This window comes from Anaerovorax odorimutans (genome assembly GCF_024459955.1).
Taxonomy (GTDB): Bacteria; Bacillota; Clostridia; order Peptostreptococcales; family Anaerovoracaceae; genus Hominibacterium; species Hominibacterium odorimutans_A.
Genome location: NZ_JANFXK010000016.1, coordinates 42,594 through 64,214, shown reverse-complemented (window position 1 = coordinate 64,214; position 21,621 = coordinate 42,594). Strand labels below are relative to the sequence as shown.

Genomic DNA, 21,621 nt, shown 5'->3' with positions numbered 1-21,621 from the left:
GACCATGAGTCAACTTGATAAAACGAAAAAAATGATAAAAAAATCCATTGCCTATATCTTGATTCTGCTGCTTTTGACCGGGTTAATACCGCAATCGGTTTTTGCCACCGAAAACAGCCCGGAGAAAATTCAGGAAGATATCAAAAAGCAATCCGAGGAATTCGACCGCAGACAGAAAGAAAACCAAACCAAAGAGACAACACCGTCAGAAGAAAAAGAAACTCATCAAAAGGCGGATAACGAAACGGATATATCGGACGTTAAAAAGGAAAAAACAACAGGAGTCAGCGTAAAAAGAGAGCCGACACTTGATGAAGAGCTGCCTGAAATCGATGGTACACTGGTTGAAGAGAGCGGAAACAGTGCCACTTATCAAGTAGGGAAAAACGAATATATCACCAGAATCACAGACGAACCACTGACCTATAAGGATGAAAACGGAAAAGAAAAGCAAGTGGAAAACGATCTGGTGAAAGCCGGAGACCATTATACAAATAAAGCAGGCAGCTATGACATTCATTTGCCAAAAGAGGGAAGCTCCATTGCTATTGAGCAGGAAGACACGAGCTTTAAAATGGCCCCGGATTTTGGCAAACTGAAAGACGAAGTCGTCCTGGAAAACGCAATCCGCTACAACAATGTGGCGAAAAACATAGACCTGCAGTATACAACCCATGGGGACTATGTGAAGGAGGATATCATTCTCAACAAGCCGGCGGAGCTAAAGGAGTTCCGCTATATTTTGGAGGGAAGAGGCCTGAAGTATCGAATAAAAGATAATCAGCTGCAAGCATATCGTAATGAACAGTACAGTACAGTATTCACCATAGATGCTCCTTATATGATTGATAATGCAGGGGAGCAGTCTCTGGGAATTACTCTGGCGCTTACGGAAGAAGACGGAAAGCAGGTCCTGACAGTAACGCCGGATCAGGAATGGCTGTCCGCGCCCCAGAGGGCATATCCAGTTACCATTGACCCCAAAATCAATCTGACCAAAAGCAAACTTGTATGCAACATGGTTGAAAATGGAGTAGATACCTCCGGGAAGGGCCATGCGGGTCCCGATGTGGACCATACGGGAGTGTCTTACCTGTATGCGGGTTATGAGCGGGGCAATATGACAGGAGTTCCTTCGATTACCTATAAGAATACCCGTTCTTACTTACGGATTAAATATAATTTTACAAAAATACAGGAAAACGCGACCATTAAAAAAGCCGAACTGAAGGCCTTCAAATATGCAGGAAATCCTGCATCAGGGAGTAAGGTTTACTGCGACATGGTTCTGGATGACTGGAAAAGCGACAGCAACCGAACCTGGAACACAAAGCCAACTAATTTCAAAAAAATTGATGACGGGCAGGATGTTTCCGGGGGTGATAAATGGGTCACCTGGAATATTAAGACAGCAGTAAAGGCATGGGCGAAAGGTGATAAAAACTACGGTCTGGTGCTGCGGCCGGAAAAGGAAGATCAAGATGCCGTATGTTTTTCCGGACCGGGAAATCAGCATGGAGAGCACAAAATGTATCTGGATCTCAACTGGACCGTGCCTGAGGAGGTGGATCAGGACTATCCGCTCAAAGCACCTGTAATCAATCTGCGTCCGCTGACTAGCAATCCGGGAAACCGGCAAGCATTGAAAGGCGTGCTGGCCGACGGTGTAGTGCGCCCTGAGCTGGATGTGGATTACCGTCTCAACAATGGGCAAAAAGGTACATATAAGGGAGCGGAATACGGAAAAGTATATCCAAACAGCAACCTGGTGAAAGATCAGGTCAGCTTTGAAAAAGGGTATACCGGATATACGGATTCCAACTGGCAGAGCCATGCGTTTAAAAGTTTTTCTTATGCGACGCCTTACCGAGTATACGCAAAAGCTTCGGATGATGAAAATACAACGCCGGAAGGCAAGAGCGACGAGTTTATTGTATATAAATTTAAGAAAAAGGATACGCTGCCGTATGTAGCGAAATTTTATGGTGTAAAGGTAAAACAGCTGGTAAAAGATAATCGGCCTGTGGACTACCTGTGCTATGCAGGCAGCACCATCTTTATTCGCAGTCCTAAAAAGAATAAAACGAAAAATTATACCAGAGAAGCCAAGCTGTCTAAGAAGCACAGAAAGGCTCTGGTAAAGGCGAACCTGGGTAGAGGAAAATGTGCGGCTTTTGACCTGGAGCCGATCAATACAAGTCTCGGCAACTATTATTTTGAAAGTGTGGATGCCGAAAACACAGAATTCAACGGAGACTTTGCCTTGACGCGTTCATATAATTCCATGGGAGATCAGTCCAGCGGCATATTCGGCGAAGGCTGGAATTTTGAATATGAACAAAATCTGACTGGTGATGAGGATGGCAGTATGACCTGGAAAATGGGGGACGGCAAAGAAATTATTTTCCCACAGTCCGGAACAGGGTGGGGATCTCCCGATGGCTATTACATGGAGTTAAAAAAAATTGAAAGCTCAGAGCTGGAAAATACCTATTACGAAATCAGAGATTTGCAGGAAAAGAAGCTGTATACCTTTAATTCTTACGGGCTGCTGACAAAAATCACCGATGAAAAAGGCCTGGAAACAAAACTGGAACTCAATGAAGACGGCCTGATACAAAAATTGACCACCGGTAGCGGTAGGGTTTATCATTTTGCTATCAGTGAAGATGGTTTGGCAACGGCAATCACACTTCCCAACGGAGGTGTTCTTTCCTATGGCTATAATGTGGATGGCTATATGACCTCCTATACCAATGCTGACGGAGACCAGGTGAGCTATTACTATGACGCAAACGGCTATATGACTTCCTGGACAGATGGAAATGGAAAGAAAGTCGTGGAAAACACCTATGACGAATATGGCAGAGTGTTAAAACAGAAAGATGCCAATGGAGGAGTATCCGACATCACCTATGAAGATGATGAAACACAAATCACCGATGCGGAGGGCAACGAATCTATATATGGATTTGACGAGGATTACAAGACGACCGATATGGAAATTGCCGGAACAGAGGCAAAACAGGAGTATGATGAAGATTATAACCTGATTTCCCAGACTGATGAAGAGGGAAATACTATCCGTTACGAGTATGACCAGCAGGGAAAGGTAACAAAAGAAACCCGCAGTGACGGCGCTTCCCGTCAGTCTCGTTACGATGCGGAGGGTAACGTGATATGGGAACAGGATTTTAACGGCAATATTACGGAAAGCGTCTATGACGCAGACAGCAATCTGCTGAGCCAGACAGGGCCGACTGGAATCAAGGTATCCTACACTTACGATGGTTATGGGCGTATGACTAGCCAAACGGACGGTGAGGGGAATACCACACACTATACCTATGACGGTCTTTCCAAAATGACCGAGACAGATCCAAAAGGAAATCAGACGGTCAGCTATTACGATGCCATGGGGAATTTGATCAATGAGGTGGACCCGGAAGGTGTTGAAAATAAGAACATGTACACAAAGGGAGGGAAGAACTCCGGCACCTGGCAGACAGGCGGAGCGGGGGAAACTTACGGTTACGACCGGACCGGCAACTGCACATCAATTACAGACAGCGAGGGTGCGACAACCACGTTCAGTTATGATGCCATGGGAAATATGACTTGTGTCAAAGGACCGGATGGCAGTATGCTGTCCTATACCTATGACGCATTGGGACATAAGACTTCTGAGACTGATTCAAGAGGCAACAAAACTCATTATCAGTACGATAAATTTGGAAATCTGACCGAGGAAACCGATGCTCAGGGAAATGTAAAAACTTATGAATATGACGGCCTTTCTCAGCTGACGAAGGAAACCAATGCCAAGGGAGGCGAGACGGTCTACGAGTACGATGACAATACCGGGCAAATCATAAAACAGACCGGTCCGGAAGGAACCGAAAAATTTGATTACGACAGTGAGGGAAACCTTCTGTCTTCCGTTGACGGCAAGGGTGGAAAAAGCGCCTTTTCTTATGACGCCATTGGAAATATACTTACGGAGACTCAGCCATCAGGACTGAAGATACATTATACCTATGACAAGAATCGAAACTTAATCCAAAAGACGGACTCTGCGGGCCGAACTATAACTTTTCAGTATGATGAACTGGGAAATATGGTCAGTGAGACCGACGAACTGGGAAATGAGACTCAATATATTTACGATAAAGCAGGAAAACTGATTCAGGAAACCGGGCCGGACGGAAGAACATCCAAATATGAATACGATGGTGCGGGCAATATTATCAAAGAAACTGATGCGGAAGGCAACGTAACCAAAATGACTTACGACACCCTGGGTAATATGACTTCCCAGACGGATGCCAGGGGAAATGTAACCAGATATACGTATGACGCTATGGGAAATCTGCGTAAAACCATTGATGCGGTAGGTAATGAAACAAATTACACCTACAATGAAGCGGAGATGCCGGTTTCTGAGACAGATCGGAATGGAAATACCACCCGTTACGAATACGACAGTCTGCATCAGATTACTAAGGTCATTGATCCTCTCGGCAATGCAGTAACTACTACTTATGATGAACTGGGTGGAGAAAAGCGCATAAACAGCCCTGACGGAGGATTTGAAGAAAATACCTACGATAAATATGGCAACCTGATTAAAACCGCGGATAAAGAAGGTTTAATCACTCAATATGAATATGATAAAGCGGGCCAGCTTATCCGTGAATGGGATAACGCCGGTAATGAGACAGCCTACGCCTATGATCTGTCCGGCAATATGATCAGTCAGACTGACAGCGCAGGCAGGACAGCGTCCTATATTTATGACGCAGCAGGGGATCTGATCAAAGAAATCAGCTTCGACGGCGATGTGACCGAGTACGCTTATGACAAAAAAGGTCAGCTGATTTCTACGACAGACAACGCAGGAAACAAGACGACTTTCACCTATGACTGCGCAGGAAATGTGATTACGGAAACCGATCAGGCAAAGAGAACCTGGACTTATGCTTATGACAGGCTGGATCAGCTGAAGAAGGAGACCGATCCGCTGGGACAGACCAGCAGCCATACATATGATGCGGCAGGTAATCTGATTAAGACCGAAAACCCTGACGGTACGGCTGTTTCTTATCTCTATGATAAGCTGGATCAGCTGACAGGGGAAATTGATGAGGCGGGCAATAAGAATACCTATACTTACGACAGAGAAGGCCAATTGATACAGGAGACGGATAAAGAAGGCGGAAGCACCGAATATCTGTACGATGCGGCAGGCAATGTAATCAGTACAAAGGATGCGAACGGTGCAGTAACCAAAACAGAGTATACCAAGACCGGGAAAATTAAAGAAGTGATCTATCCCCGAGGAGGGAAGGAAGCCTATACCTATGATACTCACGGAAATGTCCTGACTGAAAAAAGCGCTGCAGGAGCAGTGACCAGCTATACCTATGATAAAGACGATAAACTGCTCCGGCAGAAGGAACCGAACGGACTTTTGTATGAGTACGCTTACGATAGAGCCGGCCGCATTACGGAAATTAAAGATAGTATGGGTGCGCAGTCCGGCCTGACCTACGATCGGAAGGGAAATGTGTCCCAGGAAAAGAGGGAGAACGGCGGTGTCATCCGGTATAACTACGATAAGCTGCATCAGGTGACCCGAATTGTGAATGAAAAAGGCGCAGTAACCAGTTATGCTTATGATGAAGCTGGAAATCTGGCCAGCGAGCTTTCACCGTCAGGAGCAAAGACCAGCTACACATACGATAAATTGGACCGGATCAAAACTATCAAAGAATCCATGCTGGCCAAGGTGGAATATACTTACGATAAGGCAGGAAATCTGACCAAAGTAAAACAAAAGGACAAGAACGAGACCTACGCATACGATAATACCGGAAATCAGATTAGAACCGTCAGCCCGGGAGGAAGGACTGAGGAATTTTCCTATGACAAAAACGGCGAAATGACCGGAGAACGTAACGGCAAAGGACAGCAGACGAAAATGGCCTATGACGCCATGGGACGGCTACGGCAAACGATAGATGCCAAAGGCAACGTGACGAAAACAGACTATGATGAAGAGGGAAACCTGATCAAAGTTACGGATCCTATGGGTAATTCCATGTCCTATGGATACGATTTGGGCGGACGCATGGTGCGCGTAACGGATCCGCTGAAAAATACCACCTCCTATACTTATGACGATATGGATAACCTGACTGCTGTTACAGACGCGGCCGGAAACAGCACCAGATACAAGTATGACCTGCATGGAAATCTAACCCGTGTCACAACGCCGGAAGGAAAAGTGGAGCAATTTAAATACGATGTGGCGGACCGTCTGATCAGCAAGACCAGACCGGACGGCAGCCGTATTAAATATAACTACGATAAGCTCAACAGTCTGGTGGGAAAATCCTACAGCGACGGAAGCAAAGGTACGGTATACGGCTATGACAAAGCAGGCAACAAAATTTCCATGAAGGATGAAAGCGGGAAAAGCAAGTATACCTATGACAAGCTGGACAGGCTCAAAACTGTAACTGATGGCCAGGGAAAGACAATTTCCTACTACTACGATGAATACGATCGTATTTCGAAAATCACTTATCCTGACGGAAGAAAGGTGAGCTATCAGTACGATCTCGATGATAATCTGACTAAAGTCTCTGACAGCAGAGGGCTCACGGTTAAATACCGTTATGATAAAAACAATAATGTGATTAGCTGCAGCCGCAGCGACGGCACCGTGACCACATACAAATACGATGAACTGGATCAGCTGATTCAGCTGGTCAATCGCAAAGGAAAGAAGAACCTGTCCTCGTTTTCCTACACTTATGACGCAAATGGAAGAATCACAAAGGAAACGGCGTTACAGGACAGTAAAAAAGAGACCAGAATCTATACCTACGACAAGGCAGGGCAGCTGACCGGCTGCGCAGAAAAGAAAGGCGGCAAGACGGAGAAAACCAGGTATACATACAATAGCTCCGGTGATAAAATAGCTGTAACCGAAGGAAAAGAGACCATCGTTACCCGCTATAACGACGACCACCAGATCACCAGCAGAACCAACAAAACAACTGGTGAGACGATTCGCTATACCTATGATAAAAATGGAAATCTGATCGCCAAAAAGGAAAACGGAGAAAAAACAACTTATAAATACGATGCCGAGGACCGTCTTCGGGCAGTATCTTCGGGCGGCCAGGTATTAATGTCCGCCACCTACGACGGCGAAGATAACAAGGTCTTTCAAATGACAAGAAAAATTGTCAGTACAGAAGGCTCTACGGGTAGTACAGCTGCCGCATCCCTGCAGGCAGACAAAGAAGGAGAGGAGGATGATGAATCAGATTCGACCGCAGGAAAGGGAAACTCAGAGCAGGGTGGGACATCCGGCAAGGCTTCCCAATCCTGGTTCGACCCGGATATCTTTGGCTACGGTTTTATCCAGGGCCTTGCCAAAAGCTGCGCCAATCTGAATCAGGGCCTTGCTTATGGCATCGGAGACAAGATCCGGGAGCTGTGGACCGGAAAGACTGCCTATAATACGGATGGAACCGCAAATGGAACGGTTGCGGGAGATGCGGGCAGCGATGATCCTGAGCGGATCGAGGACGTTATCGTGCCGGGAGCCGAAACGGACTATCTATCCACGATCGTTATTCCAGGAACTGATCCCGGTACTGCCGTTACCTATGACCTGACCTATTATGTCAACGATGTCAACACAGAATACGCTCAGACCCTGATGGAATATGGCAAAGACGGAAAGGTGAAAGCGGCTTATACCTACGGAAACGAGCGGCTTACAGCCGACTTTACCGGAGAAGGCGCCGCTTATAGCGGAGAGCAGGCGGGACTTTCCACCTATCTGTATGATGGAAAGGGGAATGTGGCCCAGAATATGGATTCCGGGGCCGGAACCATCACTCGCAGCCTGAGATATGATGTCTTTGGCGAGATTACGGAAGGCGCTGAGGAGAACGATGTGCTCTACGGCTACAATGGCGAAGAACATATTCAGAATGTGAACCTGCAATACCTGCGTGACCGTTACTATGACCCGCAGACCGGCAGTTTTGTCAGTCAGGACGACTATCTGGGAGAAACCGATGATCCGATCACCCAGAACCGCTATGCCTATGGGGATAACGATCCGGTCAACAACTATGACCCCAGCGGAAACTGGTCGCTGAAAAAGCTTTTCAATAAAGGCAAGCGCAAAGCGAAACAGGTCGGGAGCGCAATCAAACGAGGCGCCGGAAATGCAGTAAATACGCTTAGAAGCGGATATACCAGCGTAAAGAAAAAAATCAGCTCCTATAACCGCAGATCCTCCAGCAAACCGCCAACGCCGCCAAAACCACCGGCAAGGACGTTCAAGGGCAGAAGCAAAAGCACTGTACCGAGCTATCGCAGCTATAACCGTAAGCTCACCAAGAGTTATCACGAGTATAAAAAAGACACCAAGAACGGCAAGAAATTCAAAAAGCCGAAGACTAGCAGCTCGGACGGCAGCGGGTCGAAAGGCGATAAGTCGAAAAAGGACAAAGGCAAAAAGGCGTCAGGTAAGAAGAAGTCGTATGGTTGCGGAGGAAGTGGTAAAAAAGGAGGCGCGGCAGCCAGCACTAAGGGATTTTTGACGGGATTTGTCAACTATCTAAAGACCAAGGGAAAGAACTGGTATAAGAATGCCGATGCCCGAGCCTACAAAGCCTTTAAAACAGGGGGCGTGGATAATTGGGCCGACTATCTGACCTTTGGAATCGTGGGCGCAGGGAAGAACTACTTCAAGAACAATGCAGCCAGATGGAAGGCGTTCAAGAAGAAACCAACCGTGTACAATGCGCTGAACTGGCTGAGTTTCGGAACGCTGGATCTGGGCAGAACCTATTTGACGTCCAAACCGGGAAGCTACGCCTGGTGGGATTCGTTCTTTGGCATCGCCGGGATTATAATCGGGGCCAAGTATGTTAAGGGGAAAGGCGGAAAGGTCAGAATCCGCTCACATAAGGCAAAGACTACAGTAAAAGTAAGTAAAAATAAACTGAAACATATTATTAATGAACATAAGCCAGGCAAATATGCGCAGACTCTAGCACACAAACCACGGCAAATGGTGGAAGACGAGCTAAACGGCGGAAACCATGGCAAATCCTTTTTTCCTCCAAAATGGTCGAACGAGACAATAGAAAAGGCTGTAAATTATGGTTACAAGAAGGCTATAAAAAAGGGCAAAGTAAATGGAGACTATAATTTTAAATATAAGGGGGAAATTATTACAATTCATTTCCGCAAAGGAGAAATTCAAACTGCTTATGGGCATTATCGATATACTTATGAAGATTTATTAAAGATGCAAGGAGGAAAATAAATATGGTCAAAATACAGTACAGATTATTTGAAGATATAGATTTATTAAAAACTGCAACTACAGAGGAATTCGAAAGAGAGTTGAATTCTTTTTGGGGATTTTTCGAATTGCGAATTAATGACGAGCCTATTGGGTTTTATCATTCCAATGAAATTGAAGAGTGGGAGACGGGTGGAGAGGTTATAAGTTTCTGGTTTTACATTTTAATGGACACCATTAAAGCGTTAAGGTGTTCAGATGTGGTAACAATGCACATTGTTGGTGGAATGTCTTTTTTAGAATTTCGAAGAAAAGGAGAAACGCTAAAAGTAAAACGTGCAGTGTCAGAGAAAATTTTCGAAAATGGGCCAGAAGTTAAACTGAAGGAGATAGAAGTAAAAGAAGAGGAGATTGTGTTTGATAACGAACATATAAGGTTTGCGGAGCTTGAAGAAGAGGTAAGAAAAAAATGCGGCATGTTCATTGAGGAAGTACGAAATCTGAACGAAGAGTTGGTGTACTCCAGCTGCGTACAGGGGTTGATTGATGAATTGGAAACCCTATGATCGCAGAAGTTGGAATTCTGCCGGAACCATGCTAAAAAGGGAAACCGATTAAGATGAATATGTTGCGGGAGGGGCAGTAGATATGGTCAGGATACAGTACAGACTGTTTGAAGATATGGATTTGTTAAAAACTGCAACCACAGAAGAATTTGAAAGAGAGTTGGATTCCTTTTGGGGATTTTTCGAATTGCAGATTAATGACAAAGTGATCGGCTTTTATCATCCCAATGAAATTGAAGAGTGGGAGACCGGTGGAGAAATCATAAATTTATGGTTTGAAAGTTTAATGGATACCATTAAACTGTTGAAATGTTCTGATGTGGTTACGATGACCATTGTTGGCGGAATGACGTTTTTAGAGTTTCGAAGAAAAGGAGAGAGGCATGAAATAAAACGTGGAGCTTCAGAGGAGGTTTTTAAAACCGGCCCTGTAGTCCAACAGCGGGAATTAAAGATAGGAAGAGAAGATGTTATATTCGATAATGAATATATCGAATTGGCGGAACTTGAAGAAGAGGTAAGAAAAAAATGCGGCATGTTTATTGAGGAAGTGCGAAACTTGAACGAAGAGTTAATATACGCTAGTTCCGTACAGGGTTTGATCGACGAATTGGAAACCCTGTAATTGCGGAAGTTGTACTTCTACTGGAGCGAGGTTAAAAGGGAACTCGATTAAAGTGAATATGCCGCAGGGAGGGCAGTAGATATGGTAAGGTAACCTACCTACACAGGTGATGTACATGTAGCATTAGCTGGTGCCACATTATTACCAATGGGACAAATTGCGAGAGCTGGGCAGTACTCTATTAAAATTGGGAAAGCTGGAGCTAAGGTAAAGAAAGGTGCCAAAGCTTCAAAGGTTAAGAAGGCTGGAGCGGTTACTAAGAAACATATGTTCCCTAGAAAAGGAAAGGATATTAAAAAAAGTGTTTGGCGTATCTGAGAATCAATTGCATAGAAAAATAAAACCAGAGATTATTAAATAATAGGAGGACAAGCAATGTCATATGATTTAAATATTCTGGTTTTGCGGCAGCAAGAACCAATTAAGGTCAACGGTGGTAAGATTGATATAGTCAATGAAAGACAACCCGATTGTTCTTTACGATATATGGACAGCTGGGATTATGTGAAAATGCAGGAAGGGATTTGGTATCAATTGGGAACGGACGATGATGGATTTTGGAGTGCTATGGGAATCATAGATGCAAATTTTTCGCAGGCTGTTTCATTAGAAAAACAAAAGGGAGTTGCTTTCCGTCACAAAGAATTAGAGCTATATCCGGTTATTGTAAACGATGAATATAAAACGGACGTGGAAGCTCTTTTATATAAGTTTGTGGAGGCGTCGCCCATAAAAATGGTTCTCTTTTTAGCCCGACTTCAAGGCCCGGAGGACGATCTTATCTACGGAACCGTTAAAACAGAGGAATTCACGAAAATGCTGGAAGCGGGGGAAGTCTATTTTAACACCGCTTATATAATCAAAAAGAATTGCAAAGCATATAATTCGCTGCTACTCAAAACTTTCCCGGAATTAATTAAAGCTTTTCATAAAGAGCCTTTAATTGACTGCGGATTGGAAACAGGCCCTTATATTGTTTACGGATGCCTCTTGGAACCCTTCATTGAGAGAAACATTCAATTGGGAAAAACAGAACGAGTTAAAAAAATTTTCGACTTTATAGAAAATCTTTTGAATTCCAATGACCAATACATAGAGGAGGCCATAGAACTCGGTGTATTGAATGATATGAAGGCCGCCTCTTTTAATGTGGAACTATGCAAGCCTTTTATGGGAAAGAAAACAAAACAACTGATGGGATATGCTGATATTGAATAAATTTGGAGACTGATAATGACAAGATATCGTATAACGAGATATGATCCTAAAAATAGGAACGAAAAAGGGTACTATGCTGTTGATACTTGGGTTTCCTATTGTGATATTGGGAAATATTACGAGGGAAAAGCATTGGAGGTGCAAGAGTATCTGTCAATAGAAAAAAGTTATGTCGATGCAATTTTAGATATTCTATTAAACATGAATGTAGAAGCTTTGGAAATAGTTGAGTTAGATTCATGTTTTACAATTGAAGAATTATATAAAGAGCTAAAAGAGTGGGGAATTTTGTTAACGAGTAAAGAGAAAAAACTTTTAAAGGATGTAGTTGGGAAAAAAGAAATTAGCTTGGATGAAACTCGAACAATTATACCACTTATCTTGCGGGAATGCTTATGGTGTAAATTAATATCCCGGCAGCCTGAATGTATTCTGGAATTCGGATATGATTTGTATACATATATTACCTGTAGCAGAATAGATAAGCCCTTAGTGAAAAAAGCGAAAAAAAGAGGGATTTATATAGAAGCTATGAAGGGCGAATATTGGATACCGCTAGGATGAAACCCTGGTGACAAAATTAGAAAATCATAAATTATAGCGGATATAGACCTTGAAAGCGTAGGTGATTGGGCCGACTATCTGACCTTTGGAATCGTGGGCGCAGGGGAGAATATGTTACTTCAAGAACAATGCGGCCAGATGGAAGGCGTTCAAGAAGAAATCAACCGTGTACAATGCGCTGAACTGGCTGAGTTTCGGAAGGCTGGATCTGGGCAGAACCTATTTGACGTCTAAACCGGGAAGCTACGCCCGGTGGGATTCGTTCTTTGGCATTGCCGGAATTATAATCGGGGCCAAGTATGTTAAGGGGAAAGGCGGGAAATTCAGAGCCGGTTCATATAAAGCAAAGTCGGCGATAAAGGTACGGACTGCCTACGGAAAGTATCGATATACTTATGAGGCACTATTAGAAATGCAAAGAGGAAAATAGATATGGTCAGGATACGGTATAGATTATTTGAAGATATGGATTGGTTGAGGACGACAACCACAAAAGAGTTTGAAAGGGAGATTGGCTCCTTTTGGGGATTCTTCGAATTGAAGATCAATAACAAGCGAATTGGAATTTATCATGACAACGAAATTGAAGAATGGGAGATGGGCAGAGAAATCATAAATATGTGGTTTATCACTTTAATGGATGCCATTAAAGCGTTGAGATGTTCCAATATAGTCACAATGCATATCATAGACGGGATTGGTTTTTTAGAGTTTCGAAGGGAAGGAGAAAGCCTTAGAATAAAATATGGAGCTTCTGAAGAAATGCGTGAAACCGGCTCAGCGGTTCGCCAGTGGGAAGTAAAGGCAGAAGCCGAGGATATTTTGTTTGATAACGAATATATAGGACTTGCGGAACTTGAAGAAGAGGTAAGAAAAAAATGCGGCATGTTTATTGAGGAGGTACGAAGCCTGAACGAAGAGTTGGTATACTCCAGCTGCGTACAGGGTTTGATCGACAAATTGGAAACCCTATGATCACAGAAGTTGAACTTCTAAGAAATTTGGATTTTAGAATAGCTACAGAAGAAAGGAAGCACGATGAACCCTAAAATCGACATAACGGCCCCCATCATACCATGGGAGGGCTTAGGCGGAGTCAAACTGTACAGCCACATACGAGAACTGAAAGAACTGGTGGAGAGTGAAAATACCAAGGCATTTATTCCTTTTGGATCTTCTTTGAGATATGAAATAGATGAAACAATCTCTTTGCACTTTAACATATACAATGGAAAATTATATAAAATTAGAGCGCTGGAAAAGTACAAAGGAAAATTGTTTGACCAGATTTACATAGGGCAAACTATCGAAGAAACCTTAAAATTAGAGCCAAGTTTCCGATATGATGATTTTGAAGAGGTATATGAGAGTAAAAAAGGCGTTTTTATAGAAACGGATCCGATTACCGATAGCGTGTTATGGATATCTGTATTTGTCAGGGAACTGTATTCAGATGAATTTGACGAGGGTTTGTGGTAGGAGAGAATGCTCACAGGGAAGGAGAACATATGGATCGGAAAATCGACATAACGGCCCCCATCATACCGTGGGAGGGCTTAGGAGGAATCAAGCTGTACAGCCACATACGAGAACTGAAAGAACTGGTGGAAAGTGAAAATACCAAGGCATCTATCCCTTTTGGCCTTTTCTTAAGATATGATATAGATGAAAAAATTTCGCTGCATTTCAACATATACAACGGGAAGTTATATAAAATTACAGCCCTGGAAAAATACAGAGGAAAACTATTTGATCAAATTTATATAGGACAAAGTATCAAAGAAACCTTAGAACTGGAGCCTAGTTTGATATATGATGATTTTGAAGAGGTGTACGAAAGTAAGAAAGGCGTTTTTATAGAAACGGATCCAATTACCGATAACGTGTTATGGATATCCGTATTTATCAGGGAACTGTACTCAGATGGGTTTGGCGAGGGCTTGTGGTAGGGGAGAATGCTCACAGGGAAGGAGAACATATGGAACGGAAAATCGACACAACAGCCCCCATCATACCGTGGGAGGGCTTAGGAGGGATCAAACTGTACAGCCATATACGTCAATGGATGGATTATGTGGAGGACGAAGAAAACCTGGCTTCCGTAGAATTCGGGACACTTTTGCGCTATGAAACAAAGGATAAAATTTGCCTGCACTTTGATCTGTGCAACGGAAAACTGTATAAGATCAGCGCATTGAAAAAATACAGAGGAAGACTATTTCGAAAAATCCATACCGGCCAGCGGATAGGGACCGTGCTAAGGCTGGAGCCGAGCTTCATCTATGATGAGGAAAAAAAGCTTTACAAAAGTGACAAGGGAGTGCTGCTTGAGGCGGATCCCCTTACAAAAAAGGTCGTGCGGATTTCAATTTATGTCAAAGAAATGGATTCCGATGAATTTAAAGACGGAACCTGGTAGAGTATAGAGCATGAAGATGGGAGATAGGCCGCCGGACCTTGTTTGGATCCTTGAAGTAAGGGTGGTTAAGGAAATGGATTTGTATCAAAATGTAGAAATGCATTGGTAAGAAAGAAGAAAGCAAAATATCCGGAGGAAAATAGACATGGTCAAAATACGATACAGGTTATTTGAAGACATGGATTTGTTAAAAACTGCAACCACGGAAGAATTTGAAAGAGAGCTGGATTCCTTTTGGGGATTTTTCGAATTGCGAATCAATGACGAGCCTATTGGGTTTTATCATTCCAATGAAATTGAGGAGTGGGAGACGGGTGGAGAGATTATAAATTTATGGTTTAGAATTTTGATGGATACCATTAAAGCATTGCGATGTTCCGAGGTGGTCACAATGCATATTGTTGGTGGAATATCGTTTTTAGAATTTCGAAGAACGGGAGAAACTCTAAAAGTAAAACGTGGAGTGTCAGAGAAGGTTCTTAAAACTGGGCCAGAAGTTAAGCAAAAGGAGATAAAAGTAAAAGCCGAGAATATTTTGTTTGATAACGAATACATAGGATTAGCAGAGTTTGAAGAAGAAGTAAGAAAAAAATGCGGCATGTTTATTGAGGAAGTGCGAAGCTTGAATGAAGAGTTGGTATATGCCAGGTCTATACAGCGCTTGATCGATGAATTGGAAAGCTTGTGATCATAAAAGCTGAAATTCTGCTGGAACGAAGTTAAAAGGGAAGTCGATTAAGGTAAATATCCTGCAGGGAGGGCAGTAGATATGGTCAGGATACAGTACAGACTATTTGAAGATATGGATTGGTTGAGGACGACAACCACAGAAGAGTTTGAAAGGGAGATAGACTCTTTTTGGGGATTTTTCGAATTGAAGATCAATAACAAGCGAATTGGAATTTATCATGACAACGAAATTGAAGAATGGGAGATGGGCAGAGAAATCATAGATATGTGGTTTATCACTTTAATGGATGCCATTAAAGCGTTGAGATGTTCCAATATAGTCACAATGCATATCATAGACGGGATCGGTTTTTTAGAGTTTCGAAGGGAAGGAGAAAGCCTTAGAATAAAATATGGAGCTTCTGAGGAAATGCGTGAAACCGGCTCAGCAGTTCGCCAGTGGGAAGTAAAGGCAGAAGCCGAGGATATTGTGTTTGACAACGAATATATAGGGCTTGCGGAATTTGAAGAAGAGGTAAGGAAAAAATGCGGTATGTTTATTGAGGAAGTACGAAGTCTGAACGAAGAGTTGGTGTACTCCAGTTGCGTACAGGGTTTGATCGCCGGATTGGAAACCCTATGATAGCAGAAATGGGGATTTATAAGGAGAGTATGATGCTGAGAGAGTTTGATATCATAATGGCTAAAAAAGATATAAATTCTAATATCAAAAGAGGGTGCAGAGGAGTTGTTTTAATAGTATATGAAAGGCCAGCGTTGGCGTATGAAGTGGAATTTATGGATGATAATAATGACACGATAGATGTTACGACAGTAGAACCTTCCGATATTAAATTATGTTGGAGGCAAGGTCAATAGATAGGCGGCATCGAGTGTATTTCAACATATTCTTCTTTACGGCAACTAGAGAAGAACGATTTGTTTTTAGGAAAAAAGGAAAAGGCGCAGGAATTTCTACAGGAGAATTCATTAAATAAAATATGGAAAAGACAACTGTCCGCATTGACCTAAGAATTATGGGGGATGAATACGATCCTCAGAAGGTTACTCAAAAATTGAATATTCAACCAACAGATACTTGGCGTATGGGTGATTACATTAGAAAAACGAATTTGAAATTCAATTATACAGGATGGTTATATAGCACGGGAGAAGAAGAGACTTTGCACATAAATACACAGCTCAGAAAAATTGAAAGTTTGTTTTTACCCAAAACAGATATGCTGTGCGAACTGAAGGAACGGTATCTTTTGGATTTTAGCTTTGATATTGTAATAAGCATTTGTAATCATAAAATCCCTGTTATATATTTTGAAAGCCCGTTTACGCAGCTTGTTGCCAAACTAGATGCCAGAATTGATTTTGATATATATGTAAACTGAGATAAATAGCCGAGGAGCGCATCAAATGAACATGAAAAATTCAACCATCCAAATTGACTTCAAAATCACAGGGGACGATTTTAGTATTGAAAAGATTAGCGAAAAGTTGGAACTTGAGCCAATATATACTTGTACCATGGATAAACAGCAGGTGGGCAAAAGGCGAGGGAATACGGTCTGGATATATGGAACAGGTAGTGAGGTCACGATCGATACAAGCATTCAGATTAAAAAAATTGAAAGAATACTTCTTCCCAAAGTAGCTGTACTGTGCGAATTAAAAGAGCGTTATAATTTGTATTTTACCTTTGATATTATAATTGGCATAGGCCATGATGCAGTGCCAGCAGTATATTTTGAAAGTCCCTTTACACAGCTTGTCGCCAAACTGGATGCGAAAATTGACCTGAACACATCGTTTATATGAACTATTGAAGCATTTCAAGTTGCTCGTCAGACGAAATGCTATAATATGCCCGGCGAATTAGAATCTCGATAGGAGAAAATCATGGATTATAAAATTGCTATTACGCTTCAGCAAGAATGTATAAATATATTACAAGAGATGAAACATTCAAAAATTGAAGGGGTATATACAGATCAATTTGCTGATAACATCTTAGGCGTTATCTTGCGTGGGAAAAATTGCATGTATAAAATCAGCAATAGAATCGTTGATTATTATGGGGATGAATATCCAAGCATATTCATCGAAAAATCCGAATGTGATACTTCAAAACATAAATGTTACGATATCGGGGAGCAGCAGGTAGAGTCGATTGAACTTATTAACGATAAAATTTATTGGAAATATGAATCGGATACTTGGAATGTCCAACTGGATATTGCTCTAAAAATCATATTTAAAAACAAAGAATTACTGATAGAGGTAGTGGATTCTTTGGCAGGCTTTATGAAAGTAAGCACAGGAAAAGTCCTATCGCCAACAGACATCCATGAATATTGGGATATGAAAACAACGAAAATAGACAGATTTGAACGTACAGCGCATGTTCTGTAAAAAATGCCGATCCTGGAGAACAATGATGACAAAATACCGTATAACGAGATATGATTCTAAAAATAGGAACTAAGAAGGATTCCATACAATTGATACCTGGATTTCTTACTGTGACATTGGAAAATGCCATGGGGGAACGTAAGGATAAAACGAGAAAAGAGGGATATCAATGCAAAAGCTGCGGGAAGTGAAGCTTGACAAAAACGATGTTTATTTTATCAAAATGGAAGAGGACTATATTCTCATCAATGATAATTACAGGGGGCTTATAAGATTTGATTTGAAATTGAACCTCATGGATAATATAGCTTTGGAAGAGGATGTTTTCATTTATTCAGGGTTTGTTTGTAAGCATCAGGCAGTTCTATACTGTGCAGAAAATGAGTGCATCATTTATGTGGACTTAAAAAAGAGAATACAAAAGAAGGTGTGCCTACCAGAAGAATTTAACGATCATTTTTGTGAGGATTTGCAATGGGATCAGGAAAGCGTTGATCTGATTTCGAGCAGAGAGCGATGGTATCGGATTTATTATTTTGAAAACCGAATTGAACGTCTGTCTGATCTGGAATCCAGATGTCCTTGCTATAAGCGGATTTTGGAGTCTATGGACCGGGGTGAGATGGATTTTGCCGCCAATTGGAAAGAAGGATATGGCTATAAGGAAAATCCGGATCAATTTGTAATTTCCTCGGTATTCAGCGATCGAACTGAAACCTTGCGGAAAGAAGCGTATCAGATATATGAGAAAGAGGGCCTATTGGCCGGAATAGGCGAAAAACAAATAGAAATCGTTTATGAAGGGCAGAAATATTTGATTAGAGCAAAACATGGATACTATTTTTCGGGGTTTGACAGCGCTTCATGTGGAGGCACAAGAAGGATAGTAGTAATGCAATCGGACAAAAAGAACTGTATGCGAAATTGGATCACGCTATATGGGATTTGATTTTGAAACAGATCCTTTATTAAAAACTGTCATATAGAGGCAAAAGTGACGCACGATTTTGATAGTTTCAGATTGGTCCGAAAAAATCCGGATTAGTTGCCATTTGGATGCGGGTTTGCCCAGATGGTTCCTGGAAACCGGGGAGTCGCACCCTTTTTTAACAATGTGCATATTCCTCAACAACTGGCTTATTTCAGCTTTGTTGTTGAAGTGTTTCCAAGGTTTGCAGCCTCTGATTCTGTACAAAACGGTATTTTGATCGAGTTTTGGTGCTTTCAGGCGCTGCATCCTTGAAAAAAGGTCAACAAAAATCTGGTTTTTCGCTACGTTGTTGAGGAAAATAGCAATTTGTCTTTTGAGCAGGTTTTCATATGAGCCGGTTTCTGCAGGGTAGCCCGCCGGACTCTTGCAATATCATAAAAGGACAATCATTATTGATCGTGGAAACAAAATTTTTATATGGAATAAAATTACATATAGCGATTTATGTTCCAAATGCGCGATTTTGATATGAGTGGCCACATAAAATAATCGTTAGTTTAAAAAAAACAGATATAGTTGTTATGAACAAATCATTAATTTGCGGAAAACGCCTTGAATTCCACTGTGGCATATGAAATTCATGATTTTCAGCGAGAATTTATGTGGCCATTCTAATAAAGATGACTTGTTTGGAACATAAATGGGCATTTACAGCTTATTTGTGCCCCCCGCTTCAATTGAAAAATATCGTATGCTTCCCAGCCCAAAACAACACAGGAGGTGCCCCAATGAACATTTTATATCTGACAGTCAGGCTTCATGCTCCCTGGGTTCATTCACTAAAGGAAAAGCGGATGATCGTCGAGAGCCTGACCGCAAGACTGCGAAACAAGTTCAATGTTTCGGTGGCAGAGGCCGCGGACCAGGATATCCATCAGACAATCATCATTGGAATTGCCGCCCTGGCGGCACATCAGGCCCAGGCGGACAGTATGGTGGAAAAAATCATCCATTTTATAGAAGACGCGGCGGATGCGGACATTCAGTCGATCGATTGTGAAATGCGGTAACTTTTCGAAAAAATGATGGAAAGTTACGCAAAGTTGTGGGTTTGCGGCTATTTGAAACCGTAAAAAATGACAATTTGTGCTTCCGACCGTTTTGAGGGCCGTCAAAACGTTGAAAAATGCGTAACTTTTGTCTGGAATCGGCCCATAGTTACCGGGCCGGCCTTCCAGGTTGCTTGCGGGGTTGTTGCCAAGCGGATTTTTCAAGCTATTTCCGGAGCTGGTACCGGAGTCACTTCATGGCCGGCTTCCTGAGCTGTTTCCCGAGCTGAAATCGGGCCAGCCTTCATGGTCGTTACCGGATCTATTTCCAGGCATGTTTTCAAATCTGCCCGAAGCTCCGTTTCTTATAAGAAAGCTTCTCTTTTTTCCCCAGACATCTTGCGCCGCTACTTCATTGTGATATAATTACGTAATATGGGGTTTTCCTCGTCTTTTCGAGAAAAAACGAGCTGCGGCCCCTAGAGGTGGTTGCGGGCGGAATGAAAAAGACAATCGAAAACAGTAAAGAATCCCCGCAATATCCGAATTCGTGCCAATAGGAAAATTTTATGGAGAAAACAGGTTTAATAAATTTAGAATATGTAAATACTGTAATTAAGGAACGTCCGAGGGACATACATAAAGGTGACTGCGGAAAGGTTCTTGTGATTGCAGGCTCTGTCGGCATGGCGGGCGCGGCCGTGCTCTGCGCACGGGGAGCATTGCGTTCAGGAGCGGGACTGGTACGGATATCCGCCCCAGGAGAACTTTATCCCATTCTGCAGGTGGGCGTACCCGAAGCCACTTGTGTCCCGAGAGAGCTTTCCCTACCGGATCTAATGGCCTGCGATGCCATTGCAGTAGGTCCGGGGTTAGGAGATGATGGGCAGAGCGCGAAGCTGATCCGTACAATATTAAAGAAATACGAAAAGACAGTCGTCCTGGATGCCGATGGGATCAACGCGGTCAGCAGGGAAGGGCTTCTGGATGAGCTGCGGGAAACCGGAGCAAAGGTGATCATGACGCCGCATCCGGGAGAAGCCGCAAGGCTCCTGAATTACTGCGGGATCGACATCTCAGAGCTGGACAGGCCTGCGACGGCCCAAACACTGGCCGAGAAGACGGGTGCGATCTGCGTGCTCAAGGGCAGCGGGACTCTGGTGGCAACAGAGGACGGCGAATCATATACTAATACTACAGGAAACCCGGGAATGGCCACCGGCGGCAGTGGAGACGTGCTGACAGGCATTATCGCAGCGCTGGCCGGGCAAAAGCTTTCTCCGGTTGACTGTGCGAAAGCGGGAGTATTCATCCATGGGATGGCAGGCGATCTTTGCGCTAAGTCCCTTGGAGAAACGGGAATGACATCCCTGGATCTGGCCAATATGGTCGCTCTGGCTTTCAAACAAATCGTAGGAAAGTAAAATTTGAATAGATAAGGAGTGAAGGACTTGCTGGTAAAGAAAGGCGATCTTTATTTTGCAGATTTAAGTCCGGTAATCGGCTCCGAGCAGGGCGGCGTAAGGCCCGTCCTGGTGGTTCAGAACGATGTAGGAAACAAATACAGCCCGACGATCATCGTGGCTGCAGTTACCTCACAGAAAAATAAAGCCAATCTGCCGACCCACGTGGAAATCGCAGCGGACGGCAATGGTCTCAGTAAGAATTCAGTAGTACTTTTAGAACAGCTCAGAACAATTGATAAAAAAAGGTTGAAGGAACGAATTGGCACACTTGACCATGATCGTTTACCGGATGTAGATGAAGCATTAGGCGTAAGCTTGGGAATTGCGAATCCCAATACGTTTGAATAGTT

The 21,621-nt window shown here is 42.9% G+C and carries 20 protein-coding genes; all 20 read left to right on the top strand.

Annotated elements, in window-relative coordinates; all coding sequences use genetic code 11:
• Positions 1-4 precede the first annotated feature (4 nt).
• The 20 genes from NE619_RS13600 (at position 5) to NE619_RS13505 (ending at position 21,619) form a co-directional block, all read left to right on the top strand.
• On the top strand, positions 5-9,361 hold the full coding sequence (locus NE619_RS13600) for an RHS repeat-associated core domain-containing protein (protein WP_256132978.1): 9,357 nt from the start codon (positions 5-7) through the stop codon (positions 9,359-9,361).
• A 2-nt stretch (positions 9,362-9,363) separates the two neighbouring features.
• Positions 9,364-9,906, top strand: a complete 543-nt coding sequence (locus NE619_RS13595) for a hypothetical protein (protein WP_256132977.1) — start codon at positions 9,364-9,366, stop codon at positions 9,904-9,906.
• An 82-nt stretch (positions 9,907-9,988) separates the two neighbouring features.
• The gene (locus tag NE619_RS13590) at positions 9,989-10,531 is read left to right on the top strand and encodes a hypothetical protein (protein ID WP_256132976.1); all 543 of its coding nucleotides are present in this window, start codon (positions 9,989-9,991) and stop codon (positions 10,529-10,531) included.
• Between the two features lie 375 nt (positions 10,532-10,906).
• A complete protein-coding gene (locus tag NE619_RS13585; protein WP_256132975.1) occupies positions 10,907-11,749 on the top strand; it encodes a DUF7674 family protein in 843 nt (280 codons plus the stop codon).
• 15 nt (positions 11,750-11,764) lie between these two features.
• Complete coding sequence (locus NE619_RS13580) at positions 11,765-12,313, top strand: hypothetical protein (RefSeq protein ID WP_256132974.1); 549 nt, start codon at positions 11,765-11,767, stop codon at positions 12,311-12,313.
• 166 nt (positions 12,314-12,479) lie between these two features.
• The gene (locus NE619_RS13575; protein WP_256132973.1) at positions 12,480-12,743 is read left to right on the top strand and encodes a hypothetical protein; all 264 of its coding nucleotides are present in this window, start codon (positions 12,480-12,482) and stop codon (positions 12,741-12,743) included.
• A 2-nt stretch (positions 12,744-12,745) separates the two neighbouring features.
• Entirely contained in the window at positions 12,746-13,288 is a 543-nt protein-coding gene (locus NE619_RS13570) for a hypothetical protein (protein ID WP_256132972.1), read from the top strand.
• A gap of 63 nt (positions 13,289-13,351) precedes the next feature.
• Positions 13,352-13,792, top strand: a complete 441-nt coding sequence (locus tag NE619_RS13565) for a hypothetical protein (protein WP_256132971.1) — start codon at positions 13,352-13,354, stop codon at positions 13,790-13,792.
• Between the two features lie 29 nt (positions 13,793-13,821).
• Positions 13,822-14,262: a hypothetical protein gene (locus tag NE619_RS13560; RefSeq protein ID WP_256132970.1), complete on the top strand. Its 441-nt coding sequence runs from the start codon at positions 13,822-13,824 to the stop codon at positions 14,260-14,262.
• A 29-nt stretch (positions 14,263-14,291) separates the two neighbouring features.
• Positions 14,292-14,732: a hypothetical protein gene (locus NE619_RS13555; RefSeq protein ID WP_256132968.1), complete on the top strand. Its 441-nt coding sequence runs from the start codon at positions 14,292-14,294 to the stop codon at positions 14,730-14,732.
• Positions 14,733-14,877: 145 nt separating this feature from the next.
• Positions 14,878-15,420, top strand: coding sequence for a hypothetical protein (locus tag NE619_RS13550; RefSeq protein ID WP_256132967.1), 543 nt, complete (start codon positions 14,878-14,880; stop codon positions 15,418-15,420).
• 81 nt (positions 15,421-15,501) lie between these two features.
• Positions 15,502-16,044 carry a hypothetical protein gene (locus tag NE619_RS13545; protein WP_256132966.1) on the top strand — a complete coding sequence of 181 codons (543 nt, stop codon included), beginning with the start codon at positions 15,502-15,504 and terminating at the stop codon, positions 16,042-16,044.
• On the top strand, positions 16,041-16,280 hold the full coding sequence (locus NE619_RS13540; RefSeq protein WP_256132965.1) for a DUF4926 domain-containing protein: 240 nt from the start codon (positions 16,041-16,043) through the stop codon (positions 16,278-16,280). Before NE619_RS13545 ends, NE619_RS13540 begins: the two co-directional genes overlap by 4 nt.
• Positions 16,281-16,402: 122 nt before the next feature.
• A complete protein-coding gene (locus NE619_RS13535) occupies positions 16,403-16,804 on the top strand; it encodes a DUF4279 domain-containing protein (RefSeq protein ID WP_256132964.1) in 402 nt (133 codons plus the stop codon).
• 25 nt (positions 16,805-16,829) lie between these two features.
• Positions 16,830-17,231, top strand: a complete 402-nt coding sequence (locus NE619_RS13530) for a DUF4279 domain-containing protein (protein ID WP_256132963.1) — start codon at positions 16,830-16,832, stop codon at positions 17,229-17,231.
• Positions 17,232-17,312: 81 nt separating this feature from the next.
• On the top strand, positions 17,313-17,825 hold the full coding sequence (locus NE619_RS13525; protein ID WP_256132962.1) for a hypothetical protein: 513 nt from the start codon (positions 17,313-17,315) through the stop codon (positions 17,823-17,825).
• Between the two features lie 187 nt (positions 17,826-18,012).
• Entirely contained in the window at positions 18,013-18,774 is a 762-nt protein-coding gene (locus tag NE619_RS13520) for a hypothetical protein (protein ID WP_256132961.1), read from the top strand.
• A gap of 770 nt (positions 18,775-19,544) precedes the next feature.
• On the top strand, positions 19,545-19,826 hold the full coding sequence (locus tag NE619_RS13515; protein ID WP_256132960.1) for a DUF503 domain-containing protein: 282 nt from the start codon (positions 19,545-19,547) through the stop codon (positions 19,824-19,826).
• Between the two features lie 548 nt (positions 19,827-20,374).
• On the top strand, positions 20,375-21,229 hold the full coding sequence (locus NE619_RS13510; RefSeq protein WP_256132959.1) for an NAD(P)H-hydrate dehydratase: 855 nt from the start codon (positions 20,375-20,377) through the stop codon (positions 21,227-21,229).
• Positions 21,230-21,256: 27 nt separating this feature from the next.
• A complete protein-coding gene (locus NE619_RS13505; protein WP_227755377.1) occupies positions 21,257-21,619 on the top strand; it encodes a type II toxin-antitoxin system PemK/MazF family toxin in 363 nt (120 codons plus the stop codon).
• Positions 21,620-21,621: the final 2 nt, after the last annotated feature.

Bases quoted from the DNA above. Each gene is read 5' to 3' on its own strand.
- NE619_RS13600 (WP_256132978.1), top strand. From the start codon at position 5: ATGAGTCAACTTGATAAAACGAAAAAAATGATAAAAAAATCCATTGCC.
- NE619_RS13595 (WP_256132977.1), top strand. From the start codon at position 9,364: ATGGTCAAAATACAGTACAGATTATTTGAAGATATAGATTTATTAAAA.
- NE619_RS13590 (WP_256132976.1), top strand. From the start codon at position 9,989: ATGGTCAGGATACAGTACAGACTGTTTGAAGATATGGATTTGTTAAAA.
- NE619_RS13585 (WP_256132975.1), top strand. From the start codon at position 10,907: ATGTCATATGATTTAAATATTCTGGTTTTGCGGCAGCAAGAACCAATT.
- NE619_RS13580 (WP_256132974.1), top strand. From the start codon at position 11,765: ATGACAAGATATCGTATAACGAGATATGATCCTAAAAATAGGAACGAA.
- NE619_RS13570 (WP_256132972.1), top strand. From the start codon at position 12,746: ATGGTCAGGATACGGTATAGATTATTTGAAGATATGGATTGGTTGAGG.
- NE619_RS13565 (WP_256132971.1), top strand. From the start codon at position 13,352: ATGAACCCTAAAATCGACATAACGGCCCCCATCATACCATGGGAGGGC.
- NE619_RS13560 (WP_256132970.1), top strand. From the start codon at position 13,822: ATGGATCGGAAAATCGACATAACGGCCCCCATCATACCGTGGGAGGGC.
- NE619_RS13555 (WP_256132968.1), top strand. From the start codon at position 14,292: ATGGAACGGAAAATCGACACAACAGCCCCCATCATACCGTGGGAGGGC.
- NE619_RS13550 (WP_256132967.1), top strand. From the start codon at position 14,878: ATGGTCAAAATACGATACAGGTTATTTGAAGACATGGATTTGTTAAAA.
- NE619_RS13545 (WP_256132966.1), top strand. From the start codon at position 15,502: ATGGTCAGGATACAGTACAGACTATTTGAAGATATGGATTGGTTGAGG.
- NE619_RS13540 (WP_256132965.1), top strand. From the start codon at position 16,041: ATGATAGCAGAAATGGGGATTTATAAGGAGAGTATGATGCTGAGAGAG.
- NE619_RS13535 (WP_256132964.1), top strand. From the start codon at position 16,403: ATGGAAAAGACAACTGTCCGCATTGACCTAAGAATTATGGGGGATGAA.
- NE619_RS13530 (WP_256132963.1), top strand. From the start codon at position 16,830: ATGAACATGAAAAATTCAACCATCCAAATTGACTTCAAAATCACAGGG.
- NE619_RS13525 (WP_256132962.1), top strand. From the start codon at position 17,313: ATGGATTATAAAATTGCTATTACGCTTCAGCAAGAATGTATAAATATA.
- NE619_RS13515 (WP_256132960.1), top strand. From the start codon at position 19,545: ATGAACATTTTATATCTGACAGTCAGGCTTCATGCTCCCTGGGTTCAT.
- NE619_RS13510 (WP_256132959.1), top strand. From the start codon at position 20,375: ATGGAGAAAACAGGTTTAATAAATTTAGAATATGTAAATACTGTAATT.